19 protein-coding genes and 1 riboswitch are annotated in these 15,053 nt (G+C 52.4%); of the genes, 8 read left to right on the top strand and 11 right to left on the bottom strand.

Annotated features, from left to right (window positions below; genetic code table 11):
* Positions 1-17: 17 nt before the first annotated feature.
* From QWT68_RS00865 to QWT68_RS00850, 4 genes are read right to left on the bottom strand one after another with little or no spacing between them, the layout of a single operon-like run.
* The gene (locus QWT68_RS00865) at positions 18-1,040 is read right to left on the bottom strand and encodes a sensor histidine kinase (protein WP_040285877.1); all 1,023 of its coding nucleotides are present in this window, start codon (positions 1,038-1,040) and stop codon (positions 18-20) included.
* The gene (locus tag QWT68_RS00860) at positions 1,034-1,732 is read right to left on the bottom strand and encodes a response regulator transcription factor (protein ID WP_040286019.1); all 699 of its coding nucleotides are present in this window, start codon (positions 1,730-1,732) and stop codon (positions 1,034-1,036) included. The genes QWT68_RS00865 and QWT68_RS00860 overlap by 7 nt, the downstream gene beginning before the upstream one ends.
* Before the next feature lie 11 nt (positions 1,733-1,743).
* Complete coding sequence (locus QWT68_RS00855) at positions 1,744-2,271, bottom strand: hypothetical protein (protein ID WP_040285878.1); 528 nt, start codon at positions 2,269-2,271, stop codon at positions 1,744-1,746.
* 26 nt (positions 2,272-2,297) lie between these two features.
* Positions 2,298-2,810: a GNAT family N-acetyltransferase gene (locus QWT68_RS00850; RefSeq protein WP_040285879.1), complete on the bottom strand. Its 513-nt coding sequence runs from the start codon at positions 2,808-2,810 to the stop codon at positions 2,298-2,300.
* 129 nt (positions 2,811-2,939) lie between these two features.
* On the opposite strand from QWT68_RS00850, the gene QWT68_RS00845 reads away from it, so the two are divergent.
* Positions 2,940-3,152 (top strand): hypothetical protein, encoded by a 213-nt coding sequence (locus QWT68_RS00845; protein WP_040285880.1) that lies wholly within the window; start codon positions 2,940-2,942, stop codon positions 3,150-3,152.
* Between the two features lie 166 nt (positions 3,153-3,318).
* Positions 3,319-3,942, top strand: coding sequence for a Yip1 family protein (locus QWT68_RS00840; protein WP_040285881.1), 624 nt, complete (start codon positions 3,319-3,321; stop codon positions 3,940-3,942).
* 255 nt (positions 3,943-4,197) lie between these two features.
* On the opposite strand, the gene QWT68_RS00835 is transcribed toward QWT68_RS00840, so the two are convergent.
* The 4 genes from QWT68_RS00835 to QWT68_RS00820 all read right to left on the bottom strand — a co-directional run bounded on the left by QWT68_RS00835 (position 4,198) and on the right by QWT68_RS00820 (position 6,260).
* Entirely contained in the window at positions 4,198-4,656 is a 459-nt protein-coding gene (locus QWT68_RS00835; RefSeq protein ID WP_040285882.1) for a DIP1984 family protein, read from the bottom strand.
* Between the two features lie 85 nt (positions 4,657-4,741).
* Positions 4,742-5,398, bottom strand: coding sequence for a TIGR04104 family putative zinc finger protein (locus tag QWT68_RS00830; protein WP_052461693.1), 657 nt, complete (start codon positions 5,396-5,398; stop codon positions 4,742-4,744).
* Entirely contained in the window at positions 5,385-5,903 is a 519-nt protein-coding gene (locus tag QWT68_RS00825; protein ID WP_290149077.1) for an RNA polymerase sigma factor, read from the bottom strand. The genes QWT68_RS00830 and QWT68_RS00825 overlap by 14 nt, the downstream gene beginning before the upstream one ends.
* Before the next feature lie 111 nt (positions 5,904-6,014).
* On the bottom strand, positions 6,015-6,260 hold the full coding sequence (locus tag QWT68_RS00820) for a hypothetical protein (protein ID WP_040285883.1): 246 nt from the start codon (positions 6,258-6,260) through the stop codon (positions 6,015-6,017).
* Positions 6,261-6,512: 252 nt separating this feature from the next.
* Here QWT68_RS00820 and ric point away from each other — a divergent pair, with 252 nt between their 5' ends.
* The gene (ric, locus tag QWT68_RS00815) at positions 6,513-7,211 is read left to right on the top strand and encodes an iron-sulfur cluster repair di-iron protein (protein WP_290149076.1); all 699 of its coding nucleotides are present in this window, start codon (positions 6,513-6,515) and stop codon (positions 7,209-7,211) included.
* 45 nt (positions 7,212-7,256) lie between these two features.
* Here the strand turns inward: ric and QWT68_RS00810 are convergent, their stop codons facing one another.
* From QWT68_RS00810 to QWT68_RS00800, 3 genes are all read right to left on the bottom strand, one after another.
* Positions 7,257-7,847 (bottom strand): class I SAM-dependent methyltransferase, encoded by a 591-nt coding sequence (locus tag QWT68_RS00810; RefSeq protein WP_290149075.1) that lies wholly within the window; start codon positions 7,845-7,847, stop codon positions 7,257-7,259.
* Between the two features lie 4 nt (positions 7,848-7,851).
* On the bottom strand, positions 7,852-8,481 hold the full coding sequence (locus QWT68_RS00805; protein ID WP_290149074.1) for a class I SAM-dependent methyltransferase: 630 nt from the start codon (positions 8,479-8,481) through the stop codon (positions 7,852-7,854).
* Between the two features lie 84 nt (positions 8,482-8,565).
* A complete protein-coding gene (locus QWT68_RS00800; RefSeq protein ID WP_040285886.1) occupies positions 8,566-9,015 on the bottom strand; it encodes a hypothetical protein in 450 nt (149 codons plus the stop codon).
* 132 nt (positions 9,016-9,147) lie between these two features.
* A riboswitch (purine riboswitch) is annotated at positions 9,148-9,247 on the top strand.
* A 53-nt stretch (positions 9,248-9,300) separates the two neighbouring features.
* On the opposite strand from QWT68_RS00800, the gene QWT68_RS00795 reads away from it, so the two are divergent.
* From QWT68_RS00795 to qoxD, 5 genes are all read left to right on the top strand, one after another.
* Positions 9,301-10,497, top strand: a complete 1,197-nt coding sequence (locus QWT68_RS00795; RefSeq protein ID WP_290149073.1) for an MFS transporter — start codon at positions 9,301-9,303, stop codon at positions 10,495-10,497.
* Positions 10,498-10,882: 385 nt separating this feature from the next.
* Positions 10,883-11,803 (top strand): cytochrome aa3 quinol oxidase subunit II, encoded by a 921-nt coding sequence (gene qoxA / locus QWT68_RS00790; RefSeq protein ID WP_290149072.1) that lies wholly within the window; start codon positions 10,883-10,885, stop codon positions 11,801-11,803.
* 60 nt (positions 11,804-11,863) lie between these two features.
* Positions 11,864-13,813: a cytochrome aa3 quinol oxidase subunit I gene (gene qoxB / locus QWT68_RS00785; RefSeq protein ID WP_040285888.1), complete on the top strand. Its 1,950-nt coding sequence runs from the start codon at positions 11,864-11,866 to the stop codon at positions 13,811-13,813.
* The gene (gene qoxC, locus QWT68_RS00780; RefSeq protein WP_040285889.1) at positions 13,803-14,402 is read left to right on the top strand and encodes a cytochrome aa3 quinol oxidase subunit III; all 600 of its coding nucleotides are present in this window, start codon (positions 13,803-13,805) and stop codon (positions 14,400-14,402) included. Before qoxB ends, qoxC begins: the two co-directional genes overlap by 11 nt.
* Positions 14,402-14,692, top strand: a complete 291-nt coding sequence (gene qoxD / locus QWT68_RS00775) for a cytochrome aa3 quinol oxidase subunit IV (RefSeq protein ID WP_290149071.1) — start codon at positions 14,402-14,404, stop codon at positions 14,690-14,692. The genes qoxC and qoxD overlap by 1 nt, the downstream gene beginning before the upstream one ends.
* Positions 14,693-15,053 lie beyond the last annotated feature (361 nt).

The following is a 15,053-nucleotide window of genomic DNA, read 5'->3' as shown; positions in this document are numbered from 1 at the left end:
CCAACCTTACAAGTTCGTCACATTCGGGTTGCATCGAATTCGTTTTCAGCAGGAAAGATCATCATCATTTCAGTACCGCCTCGTTCCCTGTTTCCGCTTCGCAGTCCGACCCCGATTTTCCCGGCAGCCCGGCTCGCCAGGAACAGGCCAAGGCCTGTGGCGGCATTATGGATACGGCCGGCACTGCCCGTGAACCCCTTGTCGAAAATCCGGGGCTGTTCGTGCGCCGGGATGCCCGGACCTTCATCCAGCACACTCAGCGTCAGACGGCCAGCGGTATCGCGCCCGGTTTCAATCGTGATCACACCTCCGGCAGGACTGTATTTGACGGCGTTCGTCAACAGCTGACGGATGATGAACCGGCACCATTTCTGATCCGTGACAGTCTGGACAGGTGACTCACTGATGTCAACCGCGATGTTGCGCTCCAGACACCAAGGCATCAGATAACGGACTTCTTCTGCTGCCAGTCGGATCACATCCGTATCTCCCACTGTATAATCCGCTTCAAGAGAAGGCAGCCGTGATATGTACAGCTGCTGGTCGATAAGCAGATGGATCCTGAGCCATGCCGATTCGATCTTTTGGATAGCAGGTTCTGTCCGGTTAGTGTCAATGACGAGCTTCATCGCTGTCAATGGTGCTTTCACTTCGTGCACCCAGGCAGCCGTATCAGTTTGCTCAATGCTGACCGCCTCCTGCAAGTCGGTCAGCTGAATGCGCAAAGAGCGGTCGATCTCCGCCAGCAGCCCGGTCACTACAGACTGCTGGTTGAATTCCGCCGCCGGGAGCGCTTCCAGCCAGTCGCCGGGCAGATCTTCCGCCAGTGCCTGCAGCTCCCGGTAATAAGCGGTCTCCTTCCGGTACCGCCAACCGAAAAATGCGATGAATACGACGAAGAGCAGACCATTCAAGTACAAGACGGAAATCATGCGCACGGGGAGCCCTGCGTCAAGAAACAGCAGAAGGTCTGTCAGCAGCAGTGCGGCGGCATACAATCCGATCCAGCTGATCCGGTCTGCAATGTACTCCCTCAGCATTCCGCCTCACCTTTCAGCGTGACCGCCATATACCCCATTCCTTTTTTCGTGACAATCGCTTCCCCCAGGCCAAGTTCGCCAAGTTTCTGCCGAAGGCGGGTGATGTTGACTGTCAGCGTATTATCGTTGACGAACCGCTCATCATCCCAGAGTTTCCGGATCAGTTCATCACGGGATACGATTTTGTCTGAAGACTTGACGAGCAAAGCTAAAATATAAAGTTCGTTTTTCGTCAGTTCGATTTCCCGGCTGCCGGATTCGATCATTCCTTTCTTCAGATCGATACTGGCGCCGTTCCAGGAAAGTATATCCGACTGGTCTTCCGTCTCGCTATAAGAATAGGCTCTCCGCATGGCCGCTTGGATCTTAGCTAGCAGCACGTCCATATGAAACGGTTTCTGGACATAGTCATCGCCTCCCATATTCATCGCCATAACGATATCCATCGGATGATCGCGTGAAGAAAGGAAGATGATCGGCACTTTCGATACGGAACGGATTTCCCGGCACCAATGGAACCCATCATAGGCCGGCAGCTGGATATCCATGATGACAAGCTGCGGCTCGGCGGCAGTGAAGCCGGACATCACATCGTGGAAGGAGTCAGGTCCCGCCACCCGGTACGACCACTGTTCCAAGTGCTCCTTCACTGCGTCGAAAATCGCATGATCATCTTCCACCATATAAATCATTCCGTTCACGATCAGGCCCCCTCCTGCAGACGGTTCAGCACATGGAGCGTATCCATGACGTGCTGCAGGAATACCGGCAGTTCGTTCATGTTCTCTTCGGTCAGCCGTTTCTCGAATACTGCATCGATCGTGTTCAGCAGGCTGCTGCCCTGTTCTCCGTATGTATAGCTGATCGTCTGACTGAGTGTGATTTCGCCTTCCCATATTGAATTGAGCACCTGCGCAACCGCAGGGCACTCGCTGCCGGGATCTTCGCAGGCCACTATGAAACGAAGCGCCAGTGTGCACGCCGGCTGGGCGTTCGGCAGTTCCATAATCTCCCCTGCCAGATCCTGTACGCCTGCGCGCAAGATGACTTCGGATTTCACTTCCGGTTTCCCCGCGAGTGTAAATGCCAGTCCGAATTCACGCGCCAGTTTCGCAAAGTCCATAGTGTCCTTGCGATCCTCAATAATGATCAGGTTCTCAATCGTCTCATAATCATACAGCTGGTTTTCCAGCGCCACTTTCAAGTTATCGAATATCGTCGGATCGTACATCGTTCTCCGCTCCTCCTTCTATTGGATCAGCTGCCGAACAGCCGGTCGATCCAGAATCGACGGACGACCGTGCCGTCGTCTTCCGTGAAACTTTCGTCTTCGGCTCCGCCATTGTTCAAAATGACTTTCGCAGAGCCCTCGTTGTCCGAGTTGCATGTCACAAGGACACGCTGGATGCCGAGGGCGTCCGTCTTCTTCAATGCTTCCGCAAGCATGCGGGTCGCATACCCTTTCTTCCTCTCGGACGGCCGCACGCCATAGCCGACATGGCCGCCTACCTGCAGCATATGCTCGTCCAGTTCATGACGGATGTCGATCATCCCGACGATCCGTCTGTCGTCATCGATATAGAAGCAGCTTGTGCTCGGCAGCCATCTGCCTGCTCCCGACTCCCGGAATGCCAAGTGCTGTAAATAGTCTTCATAGGATACATCCGCTTGAAGCTGGAAGATGCTCGGTGTCATCCGTGCATCGTCCCACTCGTTCATATAAGCTTCGTGTTCTTCCTTCCATTCCATGGACGGTCTGACAAGCTGCATAGTTTCTCCCCCTGCTCTTTTCATTACCTGTTTTTTCAGTTCTTTCCCTACAGTGTACCATGTACTTCCGTCCTTCCTGTATAGTTCCATACACTTTCATCCATCCTGACAGCAGGAGGTGATGAACACATGGGCAGCAAAAACAATCCGAAGACGATGAATGAACGGACCCATAATCCATTTGATGCGTATCAGAACAAAGACTTGGATGCCACGGCTTCCAACAGCAACAATCCGCTCGATAACGCGGACACGGAATTCGCTCCTGAGTTCGACGCGAAAGTGAAGAACAAGAACAACAAGACCAATCATGACAAAACCCAGCAATCGAACAAAAATTGACGGATCCTGAAGGCTGCCATTACCGGACAGACTTCTTTATTCGCGCACACATGCCTCAGTCTCATTTCAGGGAAGCAGGACTTTAGACTCGAACTGGCGATAATCGAATCTTTCTTTCTCCCAGCACTGTACACTTACTATGTACAGTTGGGGAAGGAGAATCTCATTGAATCCATTATTATCGATTTGGGGACGTCCGACAGAGACCATCCATTATGTATTAGCACATAAAAAACTCACTTACAGTTTACTGATCCTGGCGCTTGCAGCCGTCACGACTGCACCGTTTTCCGCCATGCAGTTCCTGTTCATGGAGGATTTTCCGATAGCAGGGGTGCTGTTCATCGCCTATTTCGGAGTGTTGGTGTCGACGGCGGCGGGCTGGTTCATCGGTGCCGGGCTGTATACATGGGTGGGCAAGTGGCTGGGCGGGAAAGGCACTTACAAGGAGATGCTCGCCATCATACCGCTCGGGTCACTGCCCATTGTATGGGCGCTGCCGTTTTCCGTGCTGCTCGTCATCTGTTTCATCATCATCCGGCTGAACGACTCGGCATTTGCCGCTTCCTTCGTGGTCGCCGCCGTGTTCCTCGGTCCGCTCCTCATGTTCGTCTTCATCGGGCTTTCGATCTACGGCATGGTCATCTTGTCAAAAGGAATCGGGATCGTCCATCGCTTCTCTGCCTGGAAAGGGTTCGGTACTATCGCGATTATACTCGGCTTTTTCATGGTCCTGTATATCATCTTCATGATTTCCCTGATCATGATCATATTCCCGGCCACCACCTGACGATCGAAAAAGCATCCGCAGAAAGAAGCGGATGCTTTTTATATGTGACAGTCCCCCGGCCCACCCTCGCGGCCGATGCAAATCAGTGCACGGTAGTGACAATGACAGTCTACTTGTACGGTTGTGACAGTACTGGGCATCAGCTGTCTGCGGTTTAAGCCGCAAAGCAGGCCCCGCTGCTTTTCGTAAATCCAGCTTTCCCTGCTGGCGGGTCCGCACTCGCCTTTGCAATCGGCGGCTACCGACTGTTGTTCGTCATTGCTGAAGGTCGATCGTCCAGTTCATCCCCTGGATCTGCGTATCCATTTCCCGGAATGCTTTCGACAGCTGATCGGCCTGCTTCTGGAGCGCCCTCACATCGACCGTGCTGACGATCCGGATTTCCGACTGACTGTAGCGGTCGATGTGCTGGGAGGCCTCTTCCACCACTTTCGCCAGCAGCTGCCGCTGATCGTACAGCTGATCGCGTTCCGTCAGGGCATCGGCAAGCGTCCGTTCTCCGTCATACCGGACTTGGCAGTTCGTCCGATTGATGCGCTTGATGAGGCCGGTCAGCGCCTGCCGGATCTCCGCCAGTTCCGCCAGCATCGCTGATGGGTCTTCGGCTGGCTCGTCGCCTTCCTGCACTCTCAGATTCATATGGATCCGTTTTTTCAGCTGCTCGATCCGTTTCTGGTAATCCGCACGCTCAATGAGCGCTTCCGCCAATTTCATGGTATCTGCCTCCCTCTCGCAGTCCTGCTGTTCAGGTATTTCAACATACTCCTTGTATTCTCCTCTTTCTTTCCGGTCAAACACGTCACCAGAGAGGCTCTTTGTCGGGATCATCGAGCTGCAGGTCGACATAATAAGGAATCAATACAGTCATGAAGATGAAGTACAGCCCGAGGAATACCAGCGTTCCATACAAACTGGCGTCAAACAGATTGGATACCGGAATCAGCAGCGGGATGAACAGATTGAACAGAGCTGTCTTCCACCGCGATTTCTTCGTCTGGTAATTGGCTGTGCCGCAATGTGGGCAGTCCACTTTTTTCCCTCTCCAAAATTTCTTCAATGCCAGCCTGCGGCTCCATACTGTCCCGCAATTCGGACAGACCGGCAGTCCTTGCCTCTGCTTCTTCAGGTTCCATTTCAGAAGTGCATACACACTTACGAATAGGAGCACGAGCAAGACAGTCTTGACAGAATCATAGCCGAGCAGCTGAATAAGCTGTTCCGTGGTACTCCCGGCAGCTTGATGGGATTTCGGAGATGAGGGAGACTGCAGGCCGATTCCTGCCAGCACAACCGCCAGAAGGATGGCTGCCACGAGGACTGTCCGATAGCGCCAGACATAAGAGACCCGCTTTTTGGGCGCCTCCTCCTTTACGCGCCGGATCATCCGCTTCCGGTCATCGTCCGAGAAAGTGATTGTCTCCAATTGCTCCTTGAGCCGCTGTTCAATCGAATCCATGCGAGAATCCCTCCTGTTGTTCCAGTTTGTCTTTCAGCTGACGGCGTGCCCGCTGCAGCCGTGTCCGCACGGTCGCTTCCGGGCAGCCCAGGATCTCAGCGATTTCAACAGTCGACCAATCGTCATAGTAATACAGCGCAAGCACTTCACGATACTGTGTTTTCAAAGCAAGCAATGCACTCAGCACATCCTGGGAAACTTCTTTATCCATAGTAATTGTTTCCGGACTGCGCTGCCTTCCTAAGCTCACCAGACGATCCGTCAGTATCATCCGTGTATGAGCAAAGCTCCGCAGGTGATCGTGGCTGCGGTTCACTGTCATGCGCACGAGGTACGTTTTCAGCGAACTGCCGTTCCGGAACTGATCCCCATGCTGATAAAATCGGATGAAGACATCCTGTACGATATCTTCTGCGGTATTCTGGTTCTTCACGTACACAAAGGCGACGCGAAGCAAATAATCACTATACTCCCCGATCACCTGTTCAATCGTTCTGCTATCCAAGCCATGATCACCTGCCTTCTGTTCTATAGACGGAAGCCATTGCGTTTCCGATTCACTTTCCAGCAAAAAAACCTGCAGCTCCCGATATCTTCAGGAGCTGCAGGCCGATCATCAAGAACACGACGCAGCAGCCATTCCAGTATCACGCTGCTGAATCAGTATATTTTTTTCTGTATCCAGTTTGAATTCGATCCCCCGGTCGTCGAGGCAGTTGATCAGGTAATCTCTCGAGATATCATTCACATTCTTGTGATCCCCGTAGATGATCCATTCATTGTTTTCATCCGCACAGGCGCCAAGTGCCAGTATTGCCGCAAGGCACAGTATAGGAAAGACGAGCGTTTTCCTTTTTTGCATCCCTATCATTCTCCTTTTTGCAGGATCTCTCGAATCTCCTGCGCTGCGGAGCCGGCTTCCTGTTATCCATTTCAGTATAAGGAATGAATGGAATAAAATCCATATCGATTTATAGGCGAGTCATACGAAAACGTCACTGTTGCCAATGACAGCTTTCATGAATTAGGCATTTCCCTTATAGGAATCCTGCGCAGGACAGCGTACGATAAGTAGTGAGAACAATTATCATTTATATTCTAGGAGGCCATATACATGTCAACCATCACACTTGACCAGCATGTCTCTGACATTGTCACCGTGATTCCTCAAAGCGCCGATCTGTTCCGCACCTTGCGTATCGATTACTGCTGCGGTGGTAAGATTCCTCTGCAGGAGGCGGCTGTCCAGCGTGGTCTCGAACCGGAAGAGGTCCTGAGACAAGTCCGGCAGATCGATGAGAAGCAGGAGTACCGGCAGAGTCTGGAACCTTCGTCGTTCGGCGAAAAGACATTGATCGCCTACATCCAGGAGAAATACCATGCCGGCCTGCGCGAAGAGCTGCCGCTCCTCGCTCCTTACATCACGAAAGTTGCACGCGTACATGGGGAACATCACCCCCACTTGCTGCGTGTCCAAGAAATCTTCAAACTGCTGCGCGCAGAACTGATCGATCATACGGATGACGAGGACGAAAATGTCTTCCCGCTCATTCTGGATTATATGCAAGAGCCGACTCCTGCCAAAAAAGAACACCTTAAGCCGCATGTCACCGAATTGGAGAATGAGCACGACAATGCCGGCCGTCTTCTTCACGAGTTGCGGGAGATCACCGATAACTTCACCCCGCCTGCTGAAGCGTGTGGAACCTACCGCCTGGTCTATGCGCGGCTTGAGCAGTTCGAGAAGGAAACGTTTGAACATGTCCACTTGGAGAACAATGTCCTGTTCGACCGTGTCCGTGCAGCCATCTGAAAAGACTGCAGCCCGCTGAAATCCGGGCTGCAGTCTTTTCACTTATCACTTCCGTCCCGCATACTGGATGACACAGGATAATCCGTTATGGCCGGTCCCTTCGTGGCGCTCGACTTCCTTCTGTTCGAGCCGGAGGGTTTCCCACTCCCTGAACACGTCGAAGTCGGCCAGGCTGTACAGGTAGTCCTCTTCTTTCGGCCCGCCTGTTCCATATGCCAGCTGCTCTTTTGCATACACTTCCGTGATGAAGAGTCCGCCCGGTTTCACTGCAGTCCGGACACCTTCCAGCACACGCGCCCGCAGCTCCGGCGGGAAGTGGCCGAAGACACAGATGACTGCATCGTACTGGTTTTCCGGCCATGCCGCTTCGGCCAGGTCTTTCAGTTCCGTCGCCAGCTGCACGCCGTTCTCCTTTGCAAGCTGCTGTGCCTTGGCGAGTCCGGATTCCGCGAAATCCCAGATCGTGACCTGGTTGCCATGTCCTGCAAGATAGACAGCATTGCGGCCTTCCCCTTCTGCAATCGCCAGGATATCCGGTCCGAGCGTATAAAGTTGCGCCGCTTCCCGGATGAATTCATTCGGCTCTTTGCCAAAGATGTATTCTTCTGTATCGAAACGCGTCTGCCATTTATTCATGTGCTCACTGCCTTTCTTCAGGTGAAACTCTGTCTGCAGTCATCTTGCCGTTTTTTCCTTCAATTGCGAGAAACAGCTTGCCATAGTACTCATCCACGCGATCGACTGTAATTTCGACCTTGCGGATCAAGCCGAGTGTGTCACGGTTCAGCTGGCAGCCGTCACAGACCCTGCTCCACATCGGGTTCAGCCAGTCCTGGAGTTTCCGCAGGACCGGCTGCCGGAGCCGGACGTGTTCGAAAAACAGGAGTTTGGCACCCTGCCGGCTGACGCGCTGTATCTCCCGTAGGGCTTTTTCAGGGTCCGGAATCGTACAGAATACGAGCGTCGCGACGACCGTGTCGAACGTGTCATCCGGAAATGGCAGCTTCTCGGCAGATGCCGCAGACAGCCGGATCGGCACACGGGCGTCTTGCAGCTTCTTCTCAGCCCGCGCGGCCATCGAAGGATTGGGTTCAATCGCATCAACCGATACGGCACTTCTATAGAAAGGGAAATTCACGCCTGTCCCGTATCCGATTTCAAGTACCCGTCCGGCAGCTCCTGTTACGAGTTGTTTCCGTATCCGTTTGAATTCCCCTTCTTCCAGCGGTTTCATCGCTGTGTCGTAGATTGCCGGAAACCATGTCCCCATCCAGCCTCTCTCCTTTTCCTATGCCTGCCTTACGATCCTTGACGTTCATGGATATCGTACCATGGAAAGCACAGAATAAGCGGTTCATACGGTTTTCGCATGAAGTTCCCGCCTGCCGACGAACCGGATGATCATCTCCGCGACAATCAGGCTGTAGACGAAGTGGCTGGCTGTCCAGTAAGCCCAGGCAATCGGATCATCTGCAGCCGGCGGCAGATCCGTCAGCAGTGTAAGGAAGTACAAAATCCCGCTGCCGATCGTATAGACAGCGATGTAAGGCCACAGTGTATATTCCATTCCGAAAACTTTCAATATGTAATACAGACCAACGACACTGGCAATGCAGAATACAAAATGGAAAGCAAGGCCGAATCCGGGCACATCCTGGAAGACATGGATGATTGGCCAGTAATCGACGTTGTAGAGCAGGACATATGCTTGACTGCCAGTCAGTTCATATATGAGCTGCATAAGCGCTGCGAGTACCGCCCCGCTGACGATGCCGATACCGGTCAGTTGTAGAATTCGTTTCATCGAAGACTCCCTTTCTCCTGTGGTTTGGTCATCTATTCCCCGTCCGTCTGCATCGGTAAACGGAGGTCCATCTGTTTTCCGGCATTGCTCGCTTGCCATCTGGCCTTACTTGTGATATAGTAGGGAATAGAAAAATTTTAAATAAGGCCGATCTGTATAACCTCGATAATATGGTTCGAGGGTCTCTACCAGGAACCGTCAAATCCTGATTACAAATTTCTATTTGTAATCGGGATTTTTTTATTTTCAGAAAACAGACCGGTCCTTGCCTTAGGAGGAGATTAGTTGGATTTTCGTGTACTTCTATTAGCCATCTCCGCGATCACAGTCGGATTGGTGGAGCTTGTGGTCGGCGGTATTTTACCGACCATTGCAGATGATCTGGACATCTCGATTGCAACCGCCGGGCAGCTCATTACGATTTTTGCGCTCGTCTATGCAATCGCTGGGCCCGTCCTGCTGTCACTCACTGCAAAATTCGAACGTAAACAGCTATTCATCATCACCCTGGCCATCTTCTTTGCCGGCAACGTCATGACCGTCCTCAGTCCGAACTTTGCGATCATGATGACTGCCCGTGTCATCACGGCTGCCAGTGCGGCGCTGGTCATCGTCTTGGCGCTGACCATCACGGCCCGCATTGCACATCCGAGCAAACGGGCAAAAGCGCTTGGCTATATCTATATGGGGGTCAGTTCCTCGCTCGTACTCGGTGTGCCGATCGGTATCGTCATTACAAATGCTTTCGGCTGGCGGACGGTCTTCATCGGCATCGCTGTCCTGACGATCGGGTCGATCCTGCTCATCAGCAAATTCTTTGAAAAGATTCCGGCGGGCGAAGTGCAGCCGCTGTCCGAGCAGCTGAAAGCGCTGGCCAATAAGAAAATCATCTTTGCGCATCTTGCGACGATGTTCATGCTGGCCGGGCATTACACCGTGTATGCCTACTTCACACCGTTCCTGGAGACGACGATGCATCTTGCCCCATCCTGGATCAGTGTCTTCTACTTCCTATTCGGCATCGCAGCAGTCGGAGGCGGTGCGTTCGGCGGCAGCCTTGCGTCACGTCTCGGCTCGAAGAAGAGCATCCTGATCATCCTTGCCGCTTTTTCTGTCAGTCTGTTCATACTGCCGGTCTCTACGAGTTTCATGCCGGTCTTCATCGTCGTCATGATGGCATGGGGAGCGTTGAGCTGGGCGCTCGCACCAGCGCAGCAGGATTACATCATCCAGACCGATCCGGCATCCTCGGATATCCATCAAAGTTTCAATAACTCGGCGCTGCAAGTCGGCATTGCACTCGGCTCCGGTATCGGCGGGATCGCCTTCAGCCATACCGGCAGTGTGACCAGCATGCCGGCGGTCGGGGGATCGATTGTCATCATCGCCTTCGTGTGTGCCGCCATTTCCCTTTCGATGGCAGTCCGGACACGTCGATCCCGTCAAAACCCCCTTCCCCATGCGAATGAAAGATTGCATTGAAAAAACGTGCCGCCCCGGCAGAACAGGGGCGGCACGTTTTTTCGTTATCTCCTCGATATACAGAGTCCTTCCCACTCAGATTTTTAACTTAAACTAAAAAACCTAATCTTTCTAACATCTCACCTGTGACATTCATAGTTATATTATCACTTACCGACTCTGCGATAAAAGCAATCTGCTCATCCCAACTCCCATATTAAGAACCTTTTTTGACGACACAGTTTCGCCATTGTATTTTCAATTAAGCCGTTCTATGATGGGTATCGCACAAACGTTCTTCCTCATTTAATCCATAAATATTTAGTTAATACATTATTTTAAATATTTTAGGATTAAAATAGACAAAGACAAGCAGTTCACTATTTTACTCGGGAGGAGTACTGATATGAAAAAGAAGCGGATTGCATTTCTGCTCGTTGCCCTGACGGCTGCTTTGCTTGCCGGATGTGACAACCCACTGCTCATATTCGACCCGAAAGGTCCGCAAGCCCGGACTCTTTCCAACACAATTCTGTTTTCGATCGTTATCATGGCGGGAATTTTGCTCGTCGTCTACGTACTCTACACAGTCGTCCTGCTTAAGTATCGCGCCTCCAAGCTGGATGACTCGTACGAACCGCCTCATGAAGAAGGCAACAAGTGGCTCGAAATCATCTGGACAGCGATCCCTGTGGTCATTGTCATCATCCTGTCTGTAGTGACAGTCTCGACAACAAGCACAGTGGAACAAAAGTCGAAAGTGTATGCCGATCAGAAACCATTAGTGATCTACGCATCGTCTTCGAACTGGAAATGGCATTTCAGCTATCCGGAGGAAGGAATCGAGACGGTCAACTATGTGAATTTCCCGGCGAATCGCCCAATCGAGTTCCGTCTCTATTCTTACGGACCGATTACAAGCTTCTGGATTCCGCAACTCGCGGGTCAGAAATACGCAATGAGCGACATGGTGACAAAAATCCATATGTCGGCTGATGTACCCGGCTCGTTCATGGGGAAAAACTCCAACTTCAGCGGGGAAGGTTTCGCCAAGATGGAATTCGAAGCTCAGTCACTGACAGACGAAGATTACAAGGAATGGGTCGCCGATGTAAGAGCGACTGCTCCTGCACTTACAGAGAAAGAGTTCGACAGTCTGCTCGCAGCCGAACATGTCGGACGGAAAACGTATTCTACAACCCACCTGTCATTCCGTCCTGCACCTGAAGGCGAACATAGCGGACACCATCATGGATCAGCCGATAATGATGGCCAGAGCGACATGGATATGGACATGGATATGGAGGGACAGCATGATGCTCATTAAGGAAAATTGCTGCATGTACGTCCCCTACGGAATGCCAGCTGACGAAAGGAGCACAACACGATGAAATGGGACGAATTTTTCGTAACCGGAGAGCCGATGATCTACGCAGCAATGGTAAGTATTGTCGTCGTTTCACTCGCGATTCCGATTGCGCTCACCTACTTTAAAAAGTGGAACTGGCTGTGGACCAACTGGCTCACCACTGTCGACCATAAAAAAATCGGTGTCATGTATATTCTCGCCGCCCTCCTCATGCTCTTCCGCGGAGGCGTCGATGCTCTGCTCATGCGGGCCCAGACAGCAGTTCCGGACAACGGACTGCTCGACGGTCAGCATTACAACGAAATCTTCACCACACACGGGGTCATCATGATCCTCTTCATGGCGATGCCGTTCATCATCGGGCTGATGAACGTGGTCATCCCTTTGCAGATCGGTGCCCGTGACGTCGCCTTCCCGCGGCTGAACGCCGTCAGCTTCTGGCTGTTCTTCGCCGGAGCCATGCTCTTCAACATATCGTTCGTCATCGGGGGATCGCCTGATGCAGGCTGGTCTGCGTACTTCCCGCTGGCAAGCCTCGAGTTCAGTCCGACGGTAGGAAACAACTATTACTCCATCGCCCTGCAGATTGCCGGGATCGGTACGCTATTGACAGGTATCAACTTCCTCGTGACCATCCTGAAAATGCGCGCTCCGGGAATGACGCTCATGAAGATGCCGATGTTCACTTGGTCGGTACTGATCACAAACGTGATCATCGTCTTCGCATTCCCTGTCCTGACGGTTGCCCTTGCACTGATGACACTCGACCGCCAGTTCGGAACACAGTTCTTCGCCATGCAGAACGGCGGGATGGACATGCTCTGGGCCAACCTGTTCTGGGTATGGGGTCATCCTGAAGTCTATATCGTCGTACTGCCGGCATTCGGGATCTACAGCGAGATCATCTCAGCGTTCGCACGTAAGAATCTGTACGGCTATAAGTCGATGGTCGTCAGTATGGTAGCGATCTCCCTGCTGTCGTTCGTCGTATGGGCCCACCACTTCTACACAATGGGTCACGGCGTCATGGTCAACAGCGTCTTCTCCATCACGACGATGGCGATCGCCGTACCGACCGGTGTCAAGATATTCAACTGGCTGTTCACCCTCCGGAAAGGGAAAATCAGCTTTACGACGCCGATGCTCTATTCTCTGGCGTTCATCCCGATTTTCACAATCGGCGGTGTGACGGGCGTCATGCTCGCCATGGCCAGTGCCGATTATCAATATCATAATACGATGTTCCTGGTCGCCCACTTCCACTATGTGCTGATCCCGGGTACCGTGTTCGCGGTCATCGCAGGATTCCACTACTGGTTTCCGAAAGTGTTCGGCTTCCGTCTCAACGAAAAACTGGGGAAATCGGCGTTCTGGTTCATCATCATCAGTTTCAATGTCACGTTCTTCCCGCTCTTCCTGCTGGGTCTGAACGGTATGACTCGCCGGATGTACACCTATTCGGAGAGCACAGGGTACGGTGCGCTTAACATGCTGTCTATGGTGGGAGCTGTCGGTCTGACGATCGGATTCATCCTCCTGGTGTACAACATTTACTGGAGCACCCGTTACATGCCGCGCGACACGGACGGAGATCCTTGGGACGCACGCTCGCTTGAATGGAGTACGCACAGTCCTGTACCGGAGTACAACTTTGCGGTCATCCCGAAAGTCAACCGTCTGGATGCTTACTGGTTTGCGAAAAAAGAAGGCAAACCACTGGCGGATACGGCTTACGAACCGATCCATATGCCGAATAACAGCGGGATGCCGGTTATCATGGGGGCCATCTTCTTCTTCTGGGGCTTCTTCATGGTTTTCAGCTGGTGGATTCCTGCCATCATCACCGGATTGGTCATCATCGCACTGATGGCACACCGATCATTCGAAAAAGATCACGGACACTACATTTCTGTTGAAGAAATTGAACGGACAGAAAATGCATATCGAGGTGAACGACATGAAAATTGACCACACAGTGCCGATGGAATACAGTACCGATGAGAACAAGATGAAGATCCTCGGATTCTGGATCTTCCTCGGGGCGGAAATCGCCCTGTTCTCCACCTTGTTCGCCGTATATTTCACGCTGCAGAGCAATACGAATGTCGGCCCTTCCGCAACCGATCTGTTCCATCTCAGCCCGGTCATGATCGAAACGGTCCTCCTGCTGTCCAGCAGTTTCACGATCGGACTTGCCATTCATGCCATGCGGCTCGGCCTGAAAAAGCCGATGCTGACATTTTTCGGGATCACCCTTCTGCTGGGTGCCTGCTTCCTCGGCGTGGAAGTGTACGAATTCGTCACCTATGTCAGTGAAGGGGCGACGATTCAGACGAGCGGCTTCCTGTCCGCCCTGTTCACCCTTCTCGGCACACACGGACTGCACGTCACGTTCGGTCTGCTCTGGGGCGGCGCGATCATTGTACAGATCGCCAAACGCGGCTTCACACCGGAAACAGCGAACAAATCCTTCATCTTCTCGCTGTACTGGCACTTCCTGGACGTGGTCTGGATTTTCATCTTCAGCTTCGTCTACCTGAAAGGACTGATGGGATGATGAAACAGTTATTTCCCGCCCAGCATGTCATGGGCTTCCTGTTTTCGCTTCTACTGTCCCTCATCGCGCTCGTCGCTGTTCTGTTCGACCTGTCCTTTGCGGCCGGCATGACGATCCTCGTCGTGACGGCTCTTGTTCAGGCCGGACTCCAGCTGTTCCTGTTCATGCACGTGAAAGAGAATGCAGAAAGCAAAACGCTGTATATGAATATCCTCTATGCGCTGTTCGTCGGACTGGTCACCATCTTCGGCACCCTGTTCGCGATGCAGTGGGGATATATGGTGAAATGATCCTCCTGTTCGGCAGGCGGCATATGTACTCACAAGCGCCTATTTCCTTCAATTGGAAATAGGCGCTTGTTTTCTTCTACTATCTTGGAGTAACTGTCCCGGTAGTTATTCTGCACATCGGCGATCGGACGGTTCACCGGCAGCTCCCCTCAGAATCACTGGCAGCTTGTGTACAATAAGGAATTTCGGTAGACTGTAATCTATTACGTTGGCTGGTGGCAGTCCATTCAGCCCATGGAGGTGTATATCGTTGGAGAATCCGTTGCGATTGTCTGATACCGCACGCACTCATGCAAAGCCCGGAAACGGAAAGGCGATACTTTGCATGGGGCTGACCGATCTGCTTTATCGCTAATCTGCT

Source organism: Sporosarcina trichiuri (genome assembly GCF_030406775.1).
Lineage (GTDB): Bacteria > Bacillota > Bacilli > Bacillales_A > Planococcaceae > Sporosarcina > Sporosarcina trichiuri.
This window is presented reverse-complemented; position numbering and strand designations above follow the sequence as displayed.